At 61.6% G+C, this 22,477-nt stretch carries 21 protein-coding genes; 2 read left to right on the forward strand and 19 right to left on the reverse strand.

The genetic code is table 11. The annotated features are described in order from the left end of the window. Positions 1-107 precede the first annotated feature (107 nt). From sppA to rluC, 3 genes are read right to left on the reverse strand one after another with little or no spacing between them, the layout of a single operon-like run. Positions 108-1,097, reverse strand: a complete 990-nt coding sequence (gene sppA / locus D8U82_RS17020) for a signal peptide peptidase SppA (protein ID WP_076563808.1) — start codon at positions 1,095-1,097, stop codon at positions 108-110. A gap of 24 nt (positions 1,098-1,121) precedes the next feature. Beyond that, positions 1,122-1,784, reverse strand: a complete 663-nt coding sequence (locus D8U82_RS17025) for an HAD-IA family hydrolase (RefSeq protein ID WP_016770993.1) — start codon at positions 1,782-1,784, stop codon at positions 1,122-1,124. Next, on the reverse strand, positions 1,771-2,730 hold the full coding sequence (gene rluC / locus D8U82_RS17030; protein WP_016770994.1) for a 23S rRNA pseudouridine(955/2504/2580) synthase RluC: 960 nt from the start codon (positions 2,728-2,730) through the stop codon (positions 1,771-1,773). Before rluC ends, D8U82_RS17025 begins: the two co-directional genes overlap by 14 nt. Before the next feature lie 699 nt (positions 2,731-3,429). Here rluC and rne point away from each other — a divergent pair. Further along, entirely contained in the window at positions 3,430-6,702 is a 3,273-nt protein-coding gene (gene rne, locus D8U82_RS17040; RefSeq protein WP_130902588.1) for a ribonuclease E, read from the forward strand. 189 nt (positions 6,703-6,891) lie between these two features. On the opposite strand, the gene D8U82_RS17045 is transcribed toward rne, so the two are convergent. From D8U82_RS17045 to D8U82_RS17100, 12 genes are all read right to left on the reverse strand, one after another. Further along, positions 6,892-7,488 carry a nucleotidyltransferase family protein gene (locus D8U82_RS17045; RefSeq protein ID WP_130902589.1) on the reverse strand — a complete coding sequence of 199 codons (597 nt, stop codon included), beginning with the start codon at positions 7,486-7,488 and terminating at the stop codon, positions 6,892-6,894. Further along, positions 7,485-8,465, reverse strand: coding sequence for an XdhC family protein (locus tag D8U82_RS17050; RefSeq protein ID WP_016770998.1), 981 nt, complete (start codon positions 8,463-8,465; stop codon positions 7,485-7,487). Before D8U82_RS17050 ends, D8U82_RS17045 begins: the two co-directional genes overlap by 4 nt. Further along, a complete protein-coding gene (locus D8U82_RS17055; RefSeq protein WP_130888447.1) occupies positions 8,465-10,786 on the reverse strand; it encodes a xanthine dehydrogenase family protein molybdopterin-binding subunit in 2,322 nt (773 codons plus the stop codon). Before D8U82_RS17055 ends, D8U82_RS17050 begins: the two co-directional genes overlap by 1 nt. Further along, on the reverse strand, positions 10,783-11,253 hold the full coding sequence (locus D8U82_RS17060; RefSeq protein ID WP_130888446.1) for a (2Fe-2S)-binding protein: 471 nt from the start codon (positions 11,251-11,253) through the stop codon (positions 10,783-10,785). Before D8U82_RS17060 ends, D8U82_RS17055 begins: the two co-directional genes overlap by 4 nt. A 249-nt stretch (positions 11,254-11,502) precedes the next feature. Continuing rightward, positions 11,503-12,522: a UDP-N-acetylmuramate dehydrogenase gene (gene murB, locus D8U82_RS17065; RefSeq protein WP_130902590.1), complete on the reverse strand. Its 1,020-nt coding sequence runs from the start codon at positions 12,520-12,522 to the stop codon at positions 11,503-11,505. After that, complete coding sequence (locus tag D8U82_RS17070) at positions 12,519-12,983, reverse strand: low molecular weight protein-tyrosine-phosphatase (protein WP_130902591.1); 465 nt, start codon at positions 12,981-12,983, stop codon at positions 12,519-12,521. Before D8U82_RS17070 ends, murB begins: the two co-directional genes overlap by 4 nt. After that, a complete protein-coding gene (kdsB, locus tag D8U82_RS17075; RefSeq protein WP_016771003.1) occupies positions 12,983-13,747 on the reverse strand; it encodes a 3-deoxy-manno-octulosonate cytidylyltransferase in 765 nt (254 codons plus the stop codon). Before kdsB ends, D8U82_RS17070 begins: the two co-directional genes overlap by 1 nt. Continuing rightward, complete coding sequence (locus tag D8U82_RS17080; RefSeq protein ID WP_003179363.1) at positions 13,744-13,929, reverse strand: Trm112 family protein; 186 nt, start codon at positions 13,927-13,929, stop codon at positions 13,744-13,746. The genes kdsB and D8U82_RS17080 overlap by 4 nt, the downstream gene beginning before the upstream one ends. Before the next feature lie 23 nt (positions 13,930-13,952). Then, positions 13,953-14,963, reverse strand: a complete 1,011-nt coding sequence (gene lpxK, locus D8U82_RS17085) for a tetraacyldisaccharide 4'-kinase (protein ID WP_016771005.1) — start codon at positions 14,961-14,963, stop codon at positions 13,953-13,955. Beyond that, positions 14,963-15,391 carry a biopolymer transporter ExbD gene (locus tag D8U82_RS17090; RefSeq protein ID WP_016771006.1) on the reverse strand — a complete coding sequence of 143 codons (429 nt, stop codon included), beginning with the start codon at positions 15,389-15,391 and terminating at the stop codon, positions 14,963-14,965. The genes lpxK and D8U82_RS17090 overlap by 1 nt, the downstream gene beginning before the upstream one ends. Continuing rightward, positions 15,388-16,023, reverse strand: coding sequence for a MotA/TolQ/ExbB proton channel family protein (locus D8U82_RS17095; RefSeq protein WP_016771007.1), 636 nt, complete (start codon positions 16,021-16,023; stop codon positions 15,388-15,390). The genes D8U82_RS17090 and D8U82_RS17095 overlap by 4 nt, the downstream gene beginning before the upstream one ends. A 101-nt stretch (positions 16,024-16,124) precedes the next feature. Beyond that, complete coding sequence (locus tag D8U82_RS17100) at positions 16,125-18,359, reverse strand: DNA internalization-related competence protein ComEC/Rec2 (protein WP_130902592.1); 2,235 nt, start codon at positions 18,357-18,359, stop codon at positions 16,125-16,127. 136 nt (positions 18,360-18,495) lie between these two features. On the opposite strand from D8U82_RS17100, the gene D8U82_RS17105 reads away from it, so the two are divergent. Continuing rightward, entirely contained in the window at positions 18,496-19,014 is a 519-nt protein-coding gene (locus D8U82_RS17105; RefSeq protein WP_016770668.1) for a DUF2062 domain-containing protein, read from the forward strand. Positions 19,015-19,151: 137 nt separating this feature from the next. Here D8U82_RS17105 and D8U82_RS17110 read toward each other — a convergent pair whose 3' ends face one another. From D8U82_RS17110 to D8U82_RS17125, 4 genes are all read right to left on the reverse strand, one after another. Then, positions 19,152-19,931, reverse strand: coding sequence for an ABC transporter permease (locus D8U82_RS17110; RefSeq protein WP_039760202.1), 780 nt, complete (start codon positions 19,929-19,931; stop codon positions 19,152-19,154). Further along, a complete protein-coding gene (locus tag D8U82_RS17115; protein ID WP_122611441.1) occupies positions 19,928-20,860 on the reverse strand; it encodes an ABC transporter ATP-binding protein in 933 nt (310 codons plus the stop codon). Before D8U82_RS17115 ends, D8U82_RS17110 begins: the two co-directional genes overlap by 4 nt. 133 nt (positions 20,861-20,993) lie before the next feature. Further along, complete coding sequence (locus D8U82_RS17120) at positions 20,994-21,617, reverse strand: glutathione S-transferase (RefSeq protein ID WP_130902593.1); 624 nt, start codon at positions 21,615-21,617, stop codon at positions 20,994-20,996. A gap of 43 nt (positions 21,618-21,660) precedes the next feature. Further along, complete coding sequence (locus D8U82_RS17125; RefSeq protein WP_130902594.1) at positions 21,661-22,320, reverse strand: transglutaminase family protein; 660 nt, start codon at positions 22,318-22,320, stop codon at positions 21,661-21,663. Positions 22,321-22,477 lie beyond the last annotated feature (157 nt).

The following is a 22,477-nucleotide window of genomic DNA, read 5'->3' on the forward strand; positions in this document are numbered from 1 at the left end:
TGCCATATGACCCGAAACTTGCGCTTGCCCGGTGAGGCTCAAGACGGTATCTACACCGATCCGTGCAAGAGTTGCCGCCGACTGCGATCTTTCGACCTTGAAACGTCTTACCGCAACGAAGGCCCGTGGAAACCCATCCACATCGCCAACTGCTCGGCCACGCTGGCGCCGAGCTTTTTCGAGAAGCGATCGAACGGCGATTCCTGCACGGTGAAGTCCACCAGCTCCTTCTCGCCAATCACATCACGCGCCACCGAACTGGCACTGCCCAAGCCATCGATCAGACCCAGCGGCAGCGCCTGCTCACCCGACCAGACCAGCCCGGAAAACAGCTCCGGATGCTCTTTGTCCTTCAGGCGATCACCACGACCCTGCTTGACGCTGTTGATGAACTGCTTGTGCGTGGTGTCGAGCACGCTTTGCCAGAAGGCGGTTTCTTCAGGCTTTTGCGGCTGGAACGGATCAAGGAATGCCTTGTGCTCGCCCGAGGTATAGGTGCGGCGCTCAACCCCGAGTTTTTCCATGGTGCCGACAAAACCGTAACCCGCTGCTGTCACGCCGATTGAGCCGACCAGACTCGCCTTGTCGGCGTAGATCTGATCCGCCGCGCTGGCGATGTAATAGGCGCCCGAAGCACCAAGATCGGAAATCACTGCGTAGAGCTTGATCTCCGGGTGCAGCGCACGCAGGCGCTTGATCTCGTCATAGACATAGCCGGACTGCACCGGACTGCCGCCCGGACTGTTGATGCGCAGGACCACGCCCTTGACCTTTTTGTCTTCGAACGCCGCGCGCAGGCTGCCAACGATATTGTCGGCGCTGGCCGGCTCCTTGTCGGCGATTACACCGTCGATCTCGATCAACGCCGTGTAGTTCGGGCCGCGGGTGGCGCTTTTTTCCATGTCCATCAGCGGCGTGAACAGCAGCAGCGCAACGAAAAGATAAACAAACGTCAGCAGCTTGAAGAAAATCCCCCAGCGCCGCGAACGGCGTTGTTCCTGCACGCCGGCCAGCAAAGTCTTTTCCAACAGCTTCCAGCTTTTCGCGTCACCGTCGTCGGCACTTGCCTTGGCCGGTGCTTTCCATTCGTCGGTCATGCCATCTACCCCAGCAAAAACGTATTAAGCCCGCTGACCCAGCCAGGCGTGCAATTCAGAAAAACGGTCGATCGACAGGCGTGGCTCGAACTGCTGCAGGGACTCGATCGATTGCGCGCCATAACTGACCGCCACCGAATCCATCCCCGCGTTGCGCGCCATCAGCAGATCGAACGACGAATCACCGACCATCAAAGCCTGCTCCGGGCGTACGCCGCAGTGGCTGACAATCTGCTCAAGCATCAGAGGGTGTGGCTTGCTGGCAGTTTCATCGGCAGCGCGGGTGATATCGAAATAATCTTCCCAGCCATTGGCCTTGAGCACCCGATCCAGTCCGCGACGATTCTTGCCCGTCGCTACCGCCAGGTGATAACCCTGCTCGCGAAACGATGCCATCGACTCGACCACGCCCTCGAACAGCGGCGAAGGCACGGCTTCGGCAGCGATGTAGTGATCGGCGTAGTACTCGCGAAACGCGAGCATTTCTGCGTCGCTGATTTCGGGATATAGGGTGCGAATCGCTTCCGGCAAGCCGAGACCGATGATGCCTTTGACGGCGAAGTCATCGCGCAGCTCGAAACCGGAACGCCCGGACGCCGAGTGCATCGCCTCGACGATCCGATGAATGGAATCGGCGAGGGTGCCGTCCCAGTCGAAAATCAACAGCTTGTAATCAGATGGGCGCACTCAATCGCTCCACGGTCTTGGCCCACATTTCATCGACGGGCGCTTGCAGATTCAGCTTGCCGCCGTCGGGCAGCGGCACGGTCAGCATGTAGGCGTGCAGGAACAGGCGCTTACCACCCAGATCGCGGATTTCCTTGGTGAAATCCTCGTCGCCATACTTACTGTCACCGGCAATGCAATGGCCAGCATGCAAGGTGTGCACGCGAATCTGGTGGGTACGACCGGTAACCGGTTTCGCCTCGACCATGGTGGCAAAATCGCCGAAGCGGCGCAGCACCTTGAACAGCGTCAGGGCTTCTTTGCCTTCATCGTTAACTTCGACCATGCGCTCGCCGGAGCGCAGATTGCTCTTGAGCAACGGTGCGCGAACCTGCTTGATCGAGGTTGCCCAGTTGCCACGGACCAGCGCCATGTAGCGCTTGTCGACGCCGTCGCCGCGCAACTGCTCGTGCAGGTGGCGCAACATGCTGCGCTTCTTGGCGATCATCAGCAGGCCGGAGGTGTCACGGTCCAGACGATGTACCAGCTCCAGTTCCTTGGCATCGGGACGCAACTGACGAAAGGCTTCGATCACGCCGAAATTCAGCCCGCTGCCACCGTGAACCGCAATGCCGGCGGGCTTGTTGATCACGATCAGGGCTTTGTCTTCGAAGACGATCGAGGCTTCCAGGCGCTGCAACAGCCCCTGGGCCAGCGGCACCGGTTCGTCGCGCTCAGGCACGCGAACCGGCGGCACGCGCACGATATCGCCGGCCTGCAGCTTGTATTCGGGCTTGATCCGACCTTTGTTCACACGCACTTCGCCTTTGCGCAAAATGCGGTAGATCAAGGTCTTGGGCACGCCTTTGAGCCGGGCGAGGAGAAAGTTGTCGATTCGTTGGCCGGCATACTCCGGCGAGACTTCAAGCAGTTGAACGCCTGGAGTCGAAGGGGCAGTAGTTGTCATGCCGCGGATGATAACAATTTTTATGGAATTGAAGCACTTAATCATTGCTGCTATAGTCGCGAACGCCGCCAAAAGCGGCCTGGACAGCGGAACCACGGTCAAAGACCGGCCCTGACCAACGCAATTCACCAGGGCGCGAGGCCGTCCTACGGGGCTTTCGCTACGTAACGGTGGAGTTTGCGGTTGTAACGAGCGCAGGTGACATGAGGCCTGAATTACACCGCCGAGCAGAGTTCTCACTCGCCCGGCAGGCAACATTCAAGGCCAGTTCACAAAGTGCAGTCGACTGCGAATGACCCCGAGCGATTGCTTCGGAAACATCGCCTGAATTAGCCATGATGCGTGACCTCCCCTTTCGGAGCTCACGGTAAATGCCAACCCGCTGCGGATTCTGCGCGCGGCAGCACCCGAATTATCAGGGATACGTGTAGGGTGGAGATGCACAACCGCCGGACTGTGTAGCAACAAGCTTTGATCAAGACGCTTCATCTCGTCCACAGCCGCTGGTTGATTCCTCCTCCTGACTGAGTGCTTAAGTAGCCACAGCAAGCAGGACGCGTACGTCGCGGTATCGGCCCAATTGGCCGCACATCGCTGGACACGGGAATGGCCAACCACTCCCGACGCACCTGACACCGACCGTGAGAAGTCGTGTGTGCCGAACGCCGTTTCCGGCAGCCCGGAAACCGACGGTACTACATGAAAAGAATGCTGATTAACGCAACTCAACCCGAAGAGTTGCGTGTTGCACTGGTAGATGGCCAGCGCCTCTACGACCTGGATATCGAATCCGGTGCACGCGAGCAGAAGAAGGCCAACATCTATAAAGGCCGTATCACTCGCATCGAACCAAGCCTTGAGGCTGCCTTTGTCGATTTCGGCTCCGAGCGCCACGGCTTCCTGCCCCTCAAAGAAATCTCCCGCGAATACTTCAAGAAAGCCCCCGAAGGCCGCGTCAACATCAAGGACGTCCTGAGCGAAGGCCAGGAAGTCATCGTTCAGGTCGAGAAAGAAGAACGTGGCAACAAGGGCGCCGCCCTGACCACCTTCATCAGCCTGGCCGGTCGTTACCTCGTACTGATGCCGAACAACCCGCGTGCCGGCGGCATCTCCCGTCGCATCGAAGGTGAAGAGCGCAACGAACTGCGTGAAGCGCTGAACGGTCTGGTCGCTCCGGCCGACATGGGTCTGATCGTGCGCACTGCCGGCCTGGGCCGCAGCAGCGAAGAAATGCAGTGGGACCTCGACTACCTGCTGCAACTGTGGACGGCCATCAAAGAAGCCTCGCTGGATCGCTCCGCGCCATTCCTGATCTACCAGGAAAGCAATGTGATCATCCGCGCCATCCGCGATTACCTGCGCCAGGACATCGGCGAAGTGCTGATCGACAGCGTTGAAGCCCAGGACGAAGCCCTTACCTTCATCCGCCAGGTGATGCCGCAGTACGCCAGCAAGATCAAGCTGTACGAAGACAGCGTGCCGCTGTTCAACCGGTTCCAGATCGAAAGCCAGATCGAGACCGCGTTCCAGCGCGTCGTCGAACTGCCTTCCGGCGGCTCCATCGTCATCGATCCGACCGAAGCCCTGGTGTCCATCGACATCAACTCGGCGCGCGCCACCAAAGGCAGCGACATCGAAGAAACCGCCCTGCAGACCAACCTTGAAGCCGCCGAAGAAATCGCCCGTCAGTTGCGCCTGCGCGACATCGGCGGTCTGATCGTCATCGACTTCATCGACATGACCCCGGCCAAGAACCAGCGCGCCGTGGAAGAAAAAGTCCGTGAATGCCTGGAAGCTGACCGCGCCCGTGTGCAGATCGGCCGCATCTCGCGTTTCGGCCTGCTGGAAATGTCCCGTCAGCGCCTGCGTCCATCGCTGGGCGAAAGCAGCGGCATCGTCTGCCCGCGTTGCAACGGCACCGGCATCATCCGTGACGTTGAATCGCTGTCGCTGGCCATTCTGCGCCTGATCGAAGAAGAAGCCCTGAAAGACCGCACCGCCGAAGTTCGCGCGCAAGTGCCGATCCCGGTCGCTGCGTTCCTGCTCAACGAAAAACGCAACTCGATCACCAAGATCGAACTGCGCACCCGTGCCCGTATCGTCATTCTGCCGAACGATCACCTCGAGACGCCGCACTTTGAAGTTCAGCGTCTGCGTGACGACAGCCCGGAAGCCGCGACCAACCAGTCCAGCTACGAAATCGCTGCCGCCGCTGCCGAAGTCGAAGAAGTCCAGCCAGCCGCTGCGACTCGCACTCTGGTTCGCCAGGAAGCTGCAGTGAAAACCGCGCCGGCCCGTGCCAATGCACCGGTGCCGACTGAAGTTGCACCTGCCGCACCTGCTCCTGCACCGGTTGCCGCACCTGAGCCTAGCCTGTTCAAGGGCCTGGTGAAGTCGCTGGTCAGCCTGTTCGCCACCAAGGAAGAGCCAGCCGCACCGGTCGCGGTTGCGAAACCGGCTGCCACCGAGCGTCCTGCCCGCAACGAAGAGCGCCGCAACGGTCGTCAGCAGAGCCGCAACCGTAACGGTCGCCGCGATGAAGAACGCAAGCCGCGCGAAGAACGTGCTCCACGTGAAGAGCGCGCACCACGCGAGCCGCGCGAAGAGCGCCAGCCACGTGAAGCCCGCGAGCCGCGTGAAACCCGCAGCGAAGCGCCGGTAGCCCGCGAAGAGCGCGCACCCCGTGCCCCGCGTGAAGAACGTGCACCGCGTGCCCCACGTGAAGATCGCAAGCCGCGTGGCGAGCGTGAAGAACGCGTGCGTGAACTGCGCGAGCCGCTGGACGCCGCGCCAGCCGCAGCCGCAGCCGTTGCTGCCGTGACCGCTGAAGAGCGTCCGGCCCGTCAGCCACGCGAAGAACGCGCTCCGCGTCCACCGCGTGAAGAGCGTCAACCGCGTGCCGAGCAGGCCGCTGCTGCCGTCGCTGAAGAAGAAGTGAACAGCAACAACGAAGAGCAACTGCCGGAAGACGGTCAGGACAACGCCGAAGGCGATCGTCCACGTCGTCGCTCCCGTGGCCAGCGTCGTCGCAGCAACCGTCGCGAGCGTCAACGTGATGCCAACGGCAACGTGATCGAAGGTTCGGAAGAATCCGAGTCCGCTGAAAACGCTGGCGAGCCAAGCACTGCCGATCTGGCCGCTGGCCTGGCCGTCACCGCCGCCGTTGCCAGCAGCACCATCAGCGCTCCGGCAGAAGCCCAAGCCCACGAGCAGGCTGAACGCGCCACCGCCGCCACACTGGAAACTGCTCCAGTCGAAGCGCCGGTTGTCGAAGCCACCACTCCAGTGGTAGTGACTGCTGCACCGGAAATCGAAGTCGCTCCGGTCCGCGAAGCTCAGCCTCAGGTTGAAGCGCCTGCCGAGCCGGAAGCTGTCGTTGAAGCACCAGCGGCCGTCACTGAGCCAGCGGTAGAAACCGTCAGCGAAAACGTGACCAAAACCGTGCGTGAAGTTCGCGAAGAGCAGACTGCGTTCAACTGGGTTGCCGAGCCAGCCGTCACCGAAGCCCCAGCGCCAGTCGCTGAAGCCGAAGTGCCGCAAGCCATGGTTTCCGAGCCAGTAGTTGCAGCAGCAGAGCCGGCGCCGACACCAGTAGTTGAAGCTCCGGTTGCCGAAGCTCAGGTTGAAGAAGCACCAGCCGCAGTCGAAGCGCCAGCGCCAGTGGTTGAAGCGCCGGCTCCGGTCAGCGCCCTGACGCCAAACGGCCGTGCGCCAAACGACCCGCGTGAAGTGCGTCGTCGCAAGCGTGAAGCCGAGCGTCTGCAGAAGGAGGCCGAACTGGCTGCCGCTGCGGCCCCTGTGGCTGCCGAACCAGCCGCTGCGGCTGAAGTGGTCGAGGCAGCCCCTGCCCCGGTCGCGGAAGAAGCATCGGTAGAATCGGTGATCGCTGAAGCACCACGCTCCGTTCAGGATGCAGTTGAACAGCGCGAAGAAGCCCAGGAAAAAGAGCACGAGCCTAAACCACTCGTGTAATTCCTGAAGCCAATAAAAAGCCCCGCCTGGGAAAGCCTGGCGGGGCTTTTTATTGCCTGAAATCCAGCATCATCCGGAACCTTTGTGGGAGCGAGCCTGCTCGCGAAGGCGGTGGGTCAGACAATATTCATGTAACTGAACCAGCGCATTCGCCAGCAGGCTCGCTCCCACAAGGGATTTCAACATGACTCAGGAATGAGGAAATCCCAAAGATTCAGGCACATCGATATCCCACAACACCCCCGGATCATCCACCGCCACTTCCACCACCCGTCCCTGCGCAAACAACGGCCGTGCACCACGGTCACCGGTCAGCGCCTGCAATTGCGCGCCAAACGAACGACCAAACCCCACGGGATGTCCAAATTCGCAACCCAGCACCGGCACACTCACCGCGTCATCAGCCATCGCCGCAACTACTCGCTCGATACTCGAAGGCAAGATAAACGGCATATCGCCGAGCACAATCAACCAGCCATCAGCGCCCGGGCAAGCGGCAACACCTGCGGCAATGCTGTCGCCCATGCCGGTCGATTCGATCGACACCACGTCGCAGCCATAAGCCTGGGCCATGCGCATCGCCTGCGGTCGCGCTTCGGTGGTGACCAGTACACGCTTGTCGAGACTGGCTGGCAGATTCATCAGCACCTGCTCGATGACCGAGCGAACCGCGCCGTCGCGCCCGGTGCAGTCAGCGAGCAATTTGTCTTTGTCGGGGCCGGCGATCTGGCGAAAGCGTTTGCCCTCGCCCGCCGCCAGCACAATCACTGCGATGGATTGGCTCATGCACCCTCCAGCGGTTTTTTCTGTTTCAGCTCCACACCGTTCTTGATCGCGACAATTTCCGCCAGCAACGACAAGGCGATCTCTGCCGGCGAATGACTGCCGATGTGCAGGCCGATCGGCCCGTGCAAGCGATCAATCGATGCTTGCGACAAGCCTAGCTGAGCGAGGTTTTCCCGGCGCTTCTGGCTGTTGACCCGCGAGCCGAGCGCGCCGACATAGAACGCCGGCGAGTCGAGCGCAGTGAGCAAGGCCATGTCATCCAGACGTGGATCGTGAGTCAAGGCGACAATCGCTGTGCGCTCGTCGGTCTGGATGTTCAGCACAGCCTCATCCGGCATGCCGGGGACGAAACGGCCATGCTGCTCTTCCCAGCCGTAAACGAACTCGGTTCGCGGATCGCAGATCAGCACTTCGAAATCCAGCAGCCGCGCCATGTCGGCGACGTAGCGCGACAACTGCCCGGCACCGATCAGCAACAAGCGCCAGCGCGGACCATAAATCGCTCGCAGAGTCTTGCCGTCGAACACCAGCGAATCGGACTTGCTCGCCGGAGCCAGCCGCACCTCGCCGGTTTCGATGTTCAGTTCTCGGGCGACGATTTCATGGTTTTCGCAACGCTGCAGCAGCTCGGCCACCCACGCGGGGTCACCGACGCGCTCTTCGGTCAGGCGCAGGGTGCCGCCGCAAGGCAGGCCGAAACGCGCGGCCTCCTCGCGGGTCACGCCGTAGGTAATCATCTGCACTGGCGGACCATCGGTGGCAATGCGGCCGTCGTGCAGCCGCGCGATCAGGTCATCTTCGACACAGCCACCTGACACCGAACCGATCACCACGCCGTCCTCGCGCAAGGCGAGCATGGCGCCGGGCGAGCGCGGCGCGGTGCCCCACGTCTGCACCACGCTGAACAGCACCACCCGCTGTCCGGCGCGGCGCCACTCGAGGACGCTGCGCAGAACGTTGAGATCGACGCTGTCCATTACGCTTGCGCCTTCTGCCAGCCCTGCAACTGATACCGCACCGGCAGATTGCGGATGCGCTTGCCGGTGGCGGCGAAGATCGCATTGCACAGCGCCGGGGCAATCGGCGGCACGCCCGGCTCACCAACGCCACCCAACGGCACGTCACCCGGCGGCGTCACCAGATGCACCGCGACTTCCTTGGGCGCCAGCGACATGCGCGCGACCTCGTACATATGGAAGTTGTCCTGCTGGACCTTACCGTCCTTGAAGCTGATCTCACCGAGCACAGCGTTGCCCAGGCCCATGACGCATGCACCTTCGAACTGCGAACGGATGCGCTCAGGGTTGATCTGCGGCCCGCAGTCCACGGCGATGTCGGCCTTGTGCACGATCAGCGAACCGTCGTCCTTGACCTCGACTTCAATCACCGCCGCCACATAGGTGACGAAGCTGTAATGCACCGCCAGACCGAGACCACGACCCTTGGGCAGTTTGCGCCCCCAACCGGCGGCCTTGGCGGCAGTTTCCAGAACCGTGCGCATGCGTCCTGTGTCGATCGGGTAACGCTCGGGCGATTCGCCGTAGTTCCACTCTTCGCTCAAGGTGCGAGGATCAATCTGCCGGTCCGGGCCGAGCAATTTGATCTGGTACTTGAGCGGATCTTCACCGGCCTTGTGCGCCAGTTCATCGACGAAGCTCTGAATCGCGAAGCCGTGGGGAATGTTCGACACCGAGCGATACCAGCCGACCCGCGTGTGTACCTTGGCTTCGGGGTTTTCCAGGCGGACGTTGGGAATCGCATAGGCCATGTTGGTAAAGCCCATGCCCAGCTCGAACGCCGCTTCGTGGTTCATGTCCGGCGCAAACAAGGCGGTGATGCTCGGCGCTACGGTGCGATGCAGCCACCCGGACGGCATGCCGTTCTTGTCGATGCCGGCCTTGAGATATTCCGCCGACACGGTGTGGAAATACGAATTGTGGATGTCGTCTTCGCGGGTCCACTGCACCCGTACAGCCTTGCCCGGAAACTCCTTGGCGAGGATCGCGGCTTCAACGACGAAGTCCGGTTTCGACTTGCGCCCGAAACCACCGCCCAGCAATGTCACATTGAAGGTGACCTTTTCGAACGGCACGCCCAGGCGTTCGGCGATGCGCTCACGGGTGACCTGCGGTGCCTGACTCGGCGCCCAGGCTTCGCAGACGCCGTCCTTGTAACGGGCGATGGCAACCATCGGTTCCATCGGTGCCTGCGCCAGATGCGGCAGGTAATACGACGCTTCGAGAGTGCTGGCAGCGCCGCTCAAGGCCTTGTCGATATCACCGGTGTTGCGCACCACTTTGCCGGCCTTCAGCGACGCGGCTTCAAGCTCTTTGCGATAGGCAATCGAGTCATAACTGGCATTCGGGCCGTCATCCCACTCGATCTTCAGCGCCTCGCGGCCCTTTATCGCCGCCCAGGTGTTGCTGGCCACAACCGCGACGCCGCCCAATGGCTGGAACTCCGACGGCAATGGCCGGCCTTCGATCTGCATGACTTTTAGCACGCCGGGGACTTTCAGCGCGGCGCTGTCATCGAGGCTTTTGACCTTGCCGCCGTACACTGCCGGGCGAGCGATAGTGGCGTAGAGCATGCCGTCGAAATGCACGTCGGCGCCGTACACTGCGCGGCCATTGACGATATCGGCACCGTCGATGGCCTTGGTGCCTTCCTTACCGATGTAGCGAAACTCCGACGGCTGCTTGAGACGCAGGCTGTCACGCGCCGGTACTGCCAGCGCACTGGCGGCAGCGGCGAGTTCGCCGTAGCCCAGTTCGCGGCCGGACGGTTTGTGAATGACTTTGTGCAGCTCCGCATGGCATTCGCCAACCGGCACTTTCCACTGCGCAGCGGCCGCCTGTTCAAGCATGGTCCGCGCGGCGGCGCCGCAACGCCGCATCGGCTCGTACCAGTGACGCATACTGCGCGAACCATCGGTGTCCTGGTTGCCGAAGCGCACTTCGTCACCCGGCGCCTGCTGCACTTTGACCTGCGCCCAATCGGCCTCGAGTTCATCGGCAACCACCATGCTCAGGCTGGTGCGCACGCCCTGGCCCATTTCCGAACGGTTGCACACCACGGTGACGCTGCCATCGGCAGCAATGCTCACGTAGACCTTGGGATCGTCGATCCAGCCATTCGGCATGCCATCGGCGCCAAACTTCTTCGCAGCGTCATCGGCCAGCGCATCCTGCCAGCCCCAGCTCGCGGCGAGGACCAGCGCGCTGGTGGCGCCGACGCCTTTGAGAAAACCACGGCGGCTGAGGTTGCTCAGGGCGAAATCATTCGGGACGCGGCTCATGCCTTCACCCCCTTCAGTTGGGTGGAGGCCTGGCGGATCGCGGTTTTGATCCGGTTGTAAGTACCGCAGCGGCAGATATTGCCGACCATGGCTTCTTCGATCTGCTCGTCGCTCGGGTTGGGGTTGGTTTTCAGCAGAGCGGTGGCCGACATGATCTGCCCGCCCTGGCAATAACCGCATTGAGCCACGGCGCTGTCGAGCCAGGCTTGCTGCACGACCTGGCCTACCGGGTCGGCGTGGAGATTGTCGATGGTGGTGACGTTCTGGCCGATCACCGAGCCGATCGGCGTGATGCAACTGCGTGCCGGCAAGCCGTCGATATGGATGGTGCAGGCGCCGCACAGGCCCATGCCGCAACCGAATTTGGTGCCGTTGTAACCGGCGATGTCACGAATCGCCCACAACAGCGGCATGTCTTCGGTGACATCGAGGGAGTGGTCTTGACCGTTGAGTTTCAGGGTAATCATGGGCACGCCCGCATATTTTTTAGTGGTTATGGGGTCGAGCAATCTGCCGCCGGAAAATCAGCGGTGGGTTCGCGCAGATCGACTCAGGCTAATCAGGCTCTCTTGCGCCGACGGGAACGTCTGCACCGGGCCTTTGGGTGGAGCAAATGGTTGGTATCGTTAGCTCGCTAAGTTAACCCAGCATTAACAAAAAAGCCCTGCACTTTTTCATCAGTGCAGGGCTTTTGATGGCGTCAGGCAAGCGTAGCCTCAATAGCGGTTGGGCTCCATTTCCAGTTCGACATGAAACCGTTCGGCGATGTCTTTCTGGATACGTTGCGCCAGGTCGAGCAGTTGCAGGCCGGTGGCCGTGCCGTAGTTGACCAGCACCAGCGCCTGCAACTTGTGCACGCCGGCATCGCCATCGCGAAAACCCTTCCAGCCGGCGCGTTCGATCAGCCAGCCAGCGGCCAGTTTCATCTGCCCATCGGCTTGCGGGTAAGCCACCAGATCCGGGTGCTGCGCTTTGATCTGCGTGACGACAGCGGCGGGCACCAGCGGATTCTTGAAGAAGCTGCCGGCATTGCCGAGCACCGCCGGGTCCGGCAGTTTTTCACTGCGGATGCTGCAGATGGCGCGGCTGACGTCGCTGGGCGTCGGCTGCTCGATGCCCTGCTCGCTCAGGCGCTGACGGACCGGGCCGTATTCCAGATGCAGGTGCGCGGCGCGATCAAGCTTGAAGCGTACCCGCAGGATCAGCCAACGTCCCGGCTGCTGCTTGAACACACTGTCGCGGTAGCCGAAATTGCACTGCTCCAGGCTGAAATCCCGCAGCTCGCCGCTCTCGCGGTCCAGCGCAGTCAGGCCGGCAAACACGTCCTTGATCTCGACACCATAGGCGCCGATGTTCTGCATCGGCGCGGCGCCGACGGTGCCGGGAATCAGGCTGAGGTTTTCCAGCCCGGCAAAACCCTCGGCCAGCGTGTGCTGCACGAACGGATGCCACGGTTCGCCCGCTTCCGCCTCGACCACCACGCGACTGCCATCGTCGCTGAGCACGCGGATGCCGCGCGTGGCCATGCGCAATACCAACGCCGGAATATCCGCCGTGAGCAGCAAGTTGCTGCCGCCGCCGATCACCAGCAACGGCACGTCATGGGAAGCGGCATAGGCCAGCGCTTCGCGGACATCGTCATCACTGCGGGCTTCGGCAAACAGCTGCGCGCGCACATCGACGCCAAACGTATTGAAGGCCTGCAACGATACTTGCGGTTGCACCTGCAAACTCATAAACGGCCCTTCACTTCGATCAGCAACTGGTCGCAGGCCGCTTCGATCAGATCGAGCACCTGCTCGAAACCCTGATCACCGTCGTAATACGGATCCGGCACTTCATCGACCAGCCCGGAATAACGACGCAAAAACAGATCCAGCTCGGCTCTGCCGGTGGACGGCTGCAGGGCCTTGAGATTGCGCAGATTGCTGTTATCCATGGCGAGAATCAGGTCGTAGATGGCGAAATCGGCCCGGCTGACCTGCTGCGCGCGTTGCGTCGACAGGTCATAACCGCGCAGTTTCGCCGCCGCCTGGCTGCGCTTGTCCGGCGGGTTGCCGACGTGCCAGTCACCGGTGCCGGCGGAGGCCACTTCGACCGCATCGGCCAGCCCGGCTTCACGCAACTTGTGGCGCAACACGCCTTCAGCGGTGGGCGAACGGCAGATGTTGCCCAGGCACACAAACAGAACGCGCATCAGGCCCCCAGCAGGCGACGAACCCGCTCAAGGTCTTCAACGGTGTCGACACCGGTCGGCGGCGCGATCAGCGCGTCGGCAACATGGATACGCACGCCATGCCACAAGGCACGCAGTTGCTCGAGGGATTCGGTGTTTTCCAGCCAGCACGGCCCCCAGCTCACGAAGTCGTGGAGGAACCCGGCGCGATAGGCATAAATGCCGATGTGGCGGCGATAGGGCACGCCTTGCGGCAGCTGCTCGCGGCTCTTGGCAAATGCATCGCGAGCCCACGGCAAGGTCGCGCGGCTGAAAGTCAGCGCGAGGCCGTTGATGTCGCTGGCGACCTTGACCACGTTGGGGTTGAACAGGGTTTCCACGTCTTCGATCGGCTCAGCCAGCGTGGCCATGCGCGCTTCGGTGTGGGCAGCAAGGTTGGCGGCGACCTGGTCGATCACGCTTGGCGGAATCAGCGGCTCATCGCCCTGGACGTTGACCACGATCGCATCAGGCGCAAGGCCCAGTTTAGCCGCGACCTCGGCCAGACGATCAGTGCCGGAGTTGTGATCTTCACGGGTCAGCACCACTTCGGCGCCAAAGCTTTTGCATGCCTCGACGATGCGTGCATCGTCAGTTGCAACAACGACGCGGGTCGCGCTGCTTTTGCTCGCCTGTTCCCAGACATGCTGGATCATCGGTTTGCCGGCAATATCCAGCAACGGCTTGCCCGGCAGACGGGTCGAGGCGAACCGCGACGGGATGACAACGGTGAAGGCTGTGGTCATTTATCCAGACGCTCGTCGGTGGTCAGGGTGCGCGCTTCGCTTTCCAGCATCACCGGGATGCCGTCGCGGATCGGATAGGCCAGGCCGGCGCCCTTGCTGATCAGTTCGGTCTTGTCGGCGCTGAGCTTGAGTGGGCCTTTGCACACGGGGCAAGCGAGGATGTCGAGCAGTTTGGTGTCCATGAACATTCCCAGAAATAAAAGAGTTAAGGCAGCAGACGATCCGGCAACAGGCGCATCAGCTGAGTGTCGAACCAGGCCACGAAGGCTGGCGACGGCACGGCATCGACCGCCAGATACCACCAGTCGGCAGCAGCAAAGGCACGGCACTTCACCGCGTCCTTTTCGGTCATCACCAACGGCAATGACGGGGTGAAATTCAACGCCTGCACGCTGTACTCGGCGTGGTCGGCAAATGCATGGGCGATCGGCCGCCAGTCTAGCGCTTCGAGGGTATTGAAGAAACGTTGCGGGTTGCCGATCCCGGCCACCGCATGCAGCGCTTGCCCGGGCGGGAAATGCTCGAGCGACTGACGCTCGCCGCTGCGCAGATTGACCAGGGCCGTAGGTTGCAGGCGGAAGGCGAAACCATCGTCGCGATCATCAAGGGCACCGTTGAACAGCACGCCATCAACGCTTTGCAGGCGCTCGACCGGCTCACGCAACGGCCCGGCCGGCAGACAGCGCTGGTTGCCCAGGCCCCGTGCGGCATCGATCAGCACCAGCTCCAGATCCCGCGCCAGACGATAATGCTGCATGCCATCGTCGGACAGAATCAGATCCAGCGGTTCACTGGCGATCAAGGCTTTGACGGCGGCGCTGCGATCAGGGTCGATCATCAGCGGCACGCCGGTGCGCTGGACGATCAGCAACGGCTCGTCACCGGCAATCTCGGCGCTGTGCTCGGCCTCAACCCGCCACGGCAGTTGCGGCGGTTTGGCGCCGTAACCGCGACTGACCACGCCGACGCGCAGTCCACGGCGTCGGCAATGTTCGATCAGCCAGAGAATCATCGGCGTCTTGCCGGTACCGCCAACGGTGATATTGCCGACCACGATCAACGGCACGGGCGACTGGTAGATCTCGCCTTGACCATCGAGAAAGCGCTGACGCTTGTTGATCACCACACGGCGATACAGCATTTCCAGTGGCCGCAGCAGCGTCAGGGCCGGATGCCCCTGATACCACGCGGCGAGCAGGCGATCGGACATGCTCATCAGGATTTCGGCGCCGCCTCGACCGTGGTCATGCGCAGATGGCTGAAACCGAGCTTGCCGGCCGCGTCCATGGCGGTGATCACTGATTGATGCTGGGCCTTGCCATCGGCACTGATCGACAACGGCATGTTGGTGTCGCCGTTGGATTCTTTCTGCATGGCTTCCATCAGCGTCGCCAGATCATTCTTCGGCAGAATCTTGTTGTTCACCGAGAACACGCCTTCGGCACTGATCGCGACGTCCAGCTGTTTGACCTGCTGATCTTCGGCAGGCGAACCGCTGACCGCTTCCGGCAGATCCACGCGCAACTGGGTTTCCCGAGTGAAAGTGGTAGTCACCACGAAAAACAGCAGCAGGATAAACACCACGTCAATCAGCGACGCGAGGTTGATGTCTACGGTTTCCCGGGGCTTGCGACGGAATTTCACGCTTTGCCCTCGGCCAGATCGACATCACGGTCGCCCTGCACTACTTCCACCAGTTTGATCGCTTCCTGCTCCATACCGACCACCAGCTCGTCGATGCGGCGCTGCAAAAACCGGTGGAAGAACACCGCTGGAATCCCGACCATCAGGCCCGCTGCGGTCGTGATCAGCGCTTTGGAAATACCGCCGGCCAGTACCGAAGCATTGGTGGTCATGCCGGAGCCGGTGAAGGCACTGAAAATGTCGATCATGCCCAGCACGGTGCCGAGCAGGCCGAGCAGCGGCGCCATGGCGGCTATGGTGCCGAGTGCGTTGATGTAGCGTTCGAGTTCATGAATGACCCGCGCGGCGGCCTCTTCGATGCACTCTTTCATGATCTCGCGACCATGCTTGGAATTGGCCAGGCCTGCGGCGAGGATTTCCCCCAGCGGCGAGTTGGCGCGCAATTCCTTGAGTTTTTCCTTGTTGAGCTGCTTGTCCTTGATCCAGACCCAGACCTGACCCAGCAGATGCTCGGGGGTGACGCGACTGGCGCGCAGTGTCCACAGGCGCTCGGCGACGATCGCCATGGCCGCGATGGAACTCAGAATGATCGGCAACATCATCCAGCCGCCGGATTTGACCAATTCCCACACAGTGACAGTCCCCTCGAAAAAGTGCGCCACTTTACCATACCGATCCGCGATTAAGACCCGCCGCCCCGACGACCGTGAGGTGGCACCCATGCTGGCACCGATCAACGGCCCGGGACCGGCGGATCGCGCCAGAAACGCCGCTGTTGACGCATCGTCCACGGCGGTTTGAAGCTGCCCAGTTGCAGATGAATGGCACCTTGTTCGGCGCTGTCGTAGATGCGCAGGCCCTGTTTGCGATAGCGCGCCAGCACGGTCGGATGCGGATGACCGAAGGAGTTGCCGTGGCCACGGGAGATCAGCACCGCTTCGGGCTGCAAGGCTTTGAGCAGGGCCATCGATGATGAACTGCGGCTGCCGTGATGTGGCGATTGCAGCCACTGCGTCGGCACGGCCAGCGGGCTGTCGAGCAGAACGCGCTCGGCATGAGTGTCGATATCGCCGGTGAGCAGCAGGCGTTCGCCGTTGGCCACGATCTGCAATACACAGGAGCGCTGGTTGCTGTCATCGGCCGCCGACCATTGCCAGAGCTGGAACTGCACGCCGTCCCACTGCCACCGTTCGCCACTTGCGCAGACTTCGGCGTTCAGCTCCGGCGGTAGGTTTGGCGCATCGCCGCTGACCACGCGGTGCACCTTCAATCCCTGCATTACCGCCCGGGCGCCGCCAGCGTGATCGGCGTCAGCGTGGCTGAGCAGCATCAAGTCGAGCGCTTGGACATTAAGTTTACGTAACGCTGGCAGTACCACTCGCTCGCCGAGATCGAACTCGCCGAAACGCGGGCCGGCGTCATAGAGAAGCGCGTGATGGCGGGTGCGGATGAGGATGGCCAGGCCTTGGCCGACGTCGAGTTGCCAGACATCGGCCCGCCCTTCTTCTATTCGCTCTTGAGGCGGCAATGCCAGGAGCAACATTAGCGGCCAGCCCAACGGTCGCATTGGCACGCCTCGGGGCAACAGCAATAAAATCGCGCCAAGGCTGCCCAGGATCAACGCCCAGAGTGGAATGGCGGCAGGTATCCACGCCGGCCAGTGCCAGGCAATCAGCGCCAGCCCGATAAACAGCCAGTCGATCAAACCACCGGCCAGCCACAACAGCCCTTCGCCAACATAAGGCACGGGCAGCAATAGCGTGCCGAGCAATGCCGGCGGCAGCACCACGAGGCTGACCCACGGAACGGCCAGCAGATTGGCTACCGGCCCGCTGACGCTGATCGGCAAGCTCAGCGCCAGCAACACCGGACACAAGCCGATTGCGATCAGCCACTGCGCGCGGGTCCAGGTCTGCCACCAGCGCCAGGCCCCCAGCCGCCCGCCGAAAGTGAAGATCAACACTGCCACCGCCGCGAAGGACAGCCAGAAACCTGGACGCAAACTGGCCAGCGGATCGAACAACAGCACGCCATTGAACGCCAGCAATAACGGCCACCACGCACCAAGATGGCGAAAACGCAGGCGCCACAGCAGCACCAGCGCCACCATCACGCAGGCGCGCTGCACTGGCACATCGAAACCGGCGAGCAGGCCGTAACCCAGCGCCGCCGTGAAGGCCAGGCCGCACGCCCACGGCAGCCATGGCCAGCGCAACGGCCAGATTCCGAAACGCGCCAGCCCGGCGACCAGCAGATACATCACTGCGGCGAGCAAGCCGATGTGCTGGCCGGAGATCACCAGCAAATGCACGGTGCCGGTGTCTTGCAGCACCTGCCAATCCTCGCGACTGAGGCCTGAACCGTCACCAAGCACCAGCGCCGCCAGCGCGCCCTCTCGTCCTTGCGCATCGGCCGCCAGCAGGCGCTGGCGAACGCCGTCGCGCCATGCATACCGGGCCTCAGCCAGGCGCTGGCCATCCTTGATCGTGCCGGTCGCCCCGATCCGTTGCGCCAGCAGCCAGGCCTCGTAATCGAAAGCGTCCGGGTTGAGCAAGCCACCCGGGCGCTTCAATTTCACCGCCAGACGCCAACGCTCACCACTATTCACCGCCGGCCCGGCGTACCAGGCCAGGCGCAGCAGCGATGGCAGCTTTTCGTGGCGTGAACGCGCATCAGCCAGCTCGAAACGCACCACGCCATCGTTGTGTTGCGGCAAGCCGACCACCCGCCCTTCAAGCCAACGGGTTTCGCCGTCAAGACCCGGTGGCAAGCGGTCAGTCAGCGCCCACTGCGCACTGAAACAAGCCCACGTGAAACCAAACAGCAAAAAAGCCAATGGATAGCTGCGAAACGGCAGCAGCATCAGCGCCACCACTGGCAGCACTACCAGCAAGCCGACCGGCGGCAAGGCCGGCAAAAAAACCGGGGCCAGCAGACCGACTGCCAGCGCCATCATCCCTGTGCGCATATGCCCGTCCTTGAGAGTCCCCTCCTTAGGCATAGCGGGCCTGCGGCACCACCGTCGTCAACAATTGTCACAAAGTCTGAATGGGCGGTTCGTAGAATCCAGACATACTTGCCGCCTTAACCGACCGAGAAGCCTTATGCCCCGGCGCTTATTCAAACGTTACATGCCCGACCCGACGAGCATCAGGGAACACAAATCCTTACGCTTTCTCGGCACGTTGCTGCATGACCCGAACCTCTGGCATCTCAACCGCCACTCGGTCGCCCGGGCGATGGCGGTCGGCCTGTTTGCGGCATTCCTGCCGATCCCGGCACAGATGCTGGTGGCGGCGGCATTGGCGGTGATGGTGCGCGGCAATATGCCGATCGCGGTGAGTCTGGTCTGGCTGACCAATCCGATCACCATGCCGGCGGTGTTTTTCTGCACCTACCAGGCCGGGGCGTTCCTGATGGATGTGCCGGCGCGGCATCTGCCGGACGAGCTGACCTGGGAATGGATCAGCGGTGAGCTGTCGACATTGTGGCAGCCGTTTTTGTTGGGCTCGGTGGTCGTCGGTCTGGTGCTGGGCGTCCTCGCGTACTTTCTGGTGATGCTGTACTGGCGCTGGTGGGTAGCGCGGCAATGGCGGCGGCGCAAGAAAAGTCGGCAGAAGTGAATGCAAAACGGCCTCCGCTATGGGAGGCCGTTTTTTGTTGTGTCTGGGCTGGCCCCTTCGCGAGCAGGCTCGCTCCCACAGAGAACATCATTCCAATGTGGGCGAGCCTGCTAGCGAAGAAAGCGACGCGGTCGGGATCAGGTACGCATCCCGCGCCCGCTCACCAGCAACCGCGCACAGCCGAGATACAGCACCACGGTCGCCACCAGCATGAAGGTGATGGCGATGCCGATACGGATATCCGAGACACCAAGGATGCCGTAGCGGAAGGCGTTGACCATGTGCAGCACCGGGTTGGCCAGCGACACGGTCTGCCAGAACGGTGGCAGCAAAGTGATCGAGTAGAACACGCCGCCCAGGTAAGTCAGCGGGGTCAGCACAAAGGTCGGAATGATCGATATATCATCGAAGTTGCGCGCAAACACCGCGTTGATGAAGCCCAGCAGCGAGAAGATTGTCGCGGTCAGCACTACCACCAGAATGGTCACACCGAGGTGATGCACCTGCAAATCTGTGAAGAACAGCGACAGAATCGTCACGATCAGACCCACTGCCAGACCGCGCAATACGCCGCCAATGGTGAAGCCGATCAGGATGGTGTGCGGTGACACCGGCGAAACCATCAGCTCTTCGATCGAGCGCTGGAACTTGCTGCCGAAAAAGCTCGAGACCACGTTGCCATAGGAATTGGTGATCACCGACATCATGATCAGCCCCGGCACGATGTACTCCATGTAAGTGAAGCCACCCATGTCGCCGATCTGCCGGCCGATCAGGTTGCCGAAGATCACGAAGTACAGAACCATGGTGATCGCCGGCGGCAGCAGGGTCTGCGGCCAGATCCGCATGAAGCGTTTGACCTCGCGGTAGACAATGGTTTGCAGGGCGACGAGGTTGGGACCGAACTCGGAACTCATACCGCCACCTTCGACAGATTTTTCTCCACCAGGGACACGAACAACTCCTCGAGGCGATTGGTTTTGTTACGCAGGCTCAGCACTTCGATGTTCTGCTGCGCCAACTGGGTGAACAACGCCGTGATGCCCATGGATTTGTCGACCTGCACCTCCAGCGTGTGGCCGTCGAGCAATCGGGCCGGGTAGCCGAGCAATTGCGGCGCCGCGCTCAAGTCGTTCTTCAGGTCAAGCAAAAAGGTCTCCACATGCAACTGGCCCAGCAACTGTTTCATGCTGGTGTTTTCGACGATAGTGCCGTGGTCGATGATGCCGATGTTGCGGCACAGCTGCTCGGCCTCTTCCAGGTAATGCGTGGTCAGGATGATGGTGATGCCTTTCTGGTTCAGCTCGGTGAGGAAGGTCCACATCGAACGGCGCAGTTCGATATCGACGCCCGCAGTCGGCTCATCGAGGATCAGCAGGCGCGGTTCGTGCACCAGCGCACGGGCGATCATCAAACGCCGTTTCATGCCGCCGGACAGCGAACGCGACGGCACATCGCGCTTGTCCCACAGGCCGAGCTGGGTCAGGTACTGCTCGGCGCGTTCCTTGGCGACTTTCGCCGGAATGCCGTAGTAACCGGCCTGGGTCACGACGATGTCGAAGGTCTTTTCGAACTGGTTGAAGTTGAATTCCTGCGGCACCACGCCGATCGAGCGCTTGAGCGCCGCCGGGTTCTTGTCCAGGTCATGGCCGAAAATATTCACGGTGCCGCTGGTCTTGTTGACCAGGGTCGAGAGGATGCCGATGGTGGTGGATTTGCCGGCGCCGTTGGGGCCGAGCAAGGCGAAAAAGTCACCTTCGGCGACGTCCAGATCGATACCACTCAAGGCCTGGAACCCGTTGCCGTAGGTTTTGGTTAGCTGCCGGATGGACAGAGCGGAACTCATATCGGATTTACGCACCAAGAAGGAAGGAAAGAAGTAAATAAGGGCGGGCGGCGAGGGAAACAACCGCGGCGCAAGTTCGCAATGGTGCTTGCCGCCGCCGCACAAGTACAGTCAAGTGTGTCGATAGTAATTATCAAGTCAACGCGGTCATGACCGCCTTCTGATAGGCCGCACGCTGCTTCAAACGTTCATACCAGGCTTGCAGATGCGGTTGCGGAGCGCGCTCGATGGGCATTTCGAACCAGGCGTAAATGAAGCTGCCCAGCGGAATGTCGCCCATGCCGATGTCATTGCCGGAGAGATAAGGCTGGCTGATCAAGGCATGGTCGGCCATGTTCAGCAATTCATCGCATTCCTTGATCGCGGCGTTGATCGCCTTCCAGTCCTGCTTTTCGGCAGGCGTACGCAGCACACCCCAGAACACCGTGCGAAACGGTCCGGCGAAACTGGAAGTGGTCCAGTCCATCCACTTGTCCGCTGCGGCGCGGGCTTGCGCATCCGCCGGATACCAGGCGCTGTCCGGGGCGTGTTTGGCCAGCAGATAGCGCACGATGGCGTTGGATTCCCACAGCACGAAACCGTCATCCTCGATCACCGGCACCCGGCCATTCGGGTTCATTGCGCGGTACTCGAGCGTGTCGACCACACCGAACGCGCCGCCGGCATCGATGGCCTCGTACGCCAGGCCCAGCTCTTCGGCAGCCCACAAGGGCTTTCTGACGTTCGATGAATTTTTCCGTCCCCAGATCTTCAGCATGACCGCCTCTTTGCAAGTGAGTGGACGGCCAGCATACGCCGGATCAGGTGCGACTCAAATCGGCCTGCATATCGCCCAGCAGCACCGGCAGTTGCTCACTGAACAGATGCGGATAGCACTTTTGCAGGTGCTCGAAGAAGAAGGTTTCCGGCACATCGGTGAATTGGCCGTGATCGAGCAGATACTCCATCAACTGCGCGCCGTCACGGTTGAACGGATGGAAAACGCTGTCATTGATGCCGTCGAATTCCAGCGCTGCGACGTTGAACAACTCGCACAGTTGCTGGTTGAACGCTGGCGTCGCCTTGACCCAGCGGCCGTCGAGAAACAGCTCGGTGTAGCCATGCATGGCGAACACATCGCTTTTCAGCAACTCGAGCAGACGTGGCGTCGACAGATGATTGCGCACATCGGCCAGACCGATGCGCGCCGGGATCCCGCAATGCCGCGCACAACCGGCGAGCAACGTGGCTTTCGGCACGCAATAACTCTCCCCTGCTGCGAGTGCGTAACTGCCGCGCAGGGTTTGCGGATCACGGCTGAAGGTGTACGGGTTGTATCGCACCGCCTCGCGCACGGCGTAATACAGACTGATCGCCTGCTCACGCGGATCATTACTGGCATCGCGGTGCTGCTCGGCGAACTCCACCACCGCCGGGTGGTCACTATCGATGAAGCGGCCGGGGCTCAGATATTCGTGCATGGCGGCAATCTCCTGGATGAGTCACGAGTCTAGCGACAGCTTGAGCACAGAGATAACGACGTTTCGGCCAAACCTGAAAGCAAAGCTGCGCAGCAACGAACGATTTCCCACACGTGTTGCCCACCGAACCTACGAAAACCATCCGGGGTTTCCCACG

Source organism: Pseudomonas sp. Sample_23, assembly GCF_004307595.1.
Classification (GTDB): domain Bacteria; phylum Pseudomonadota; class Gammaproteobacteria; order Pseudomonadales; family Pseudomonadaceae; genus Aquipseudomonas; species Aquipseudomonas atacamensis.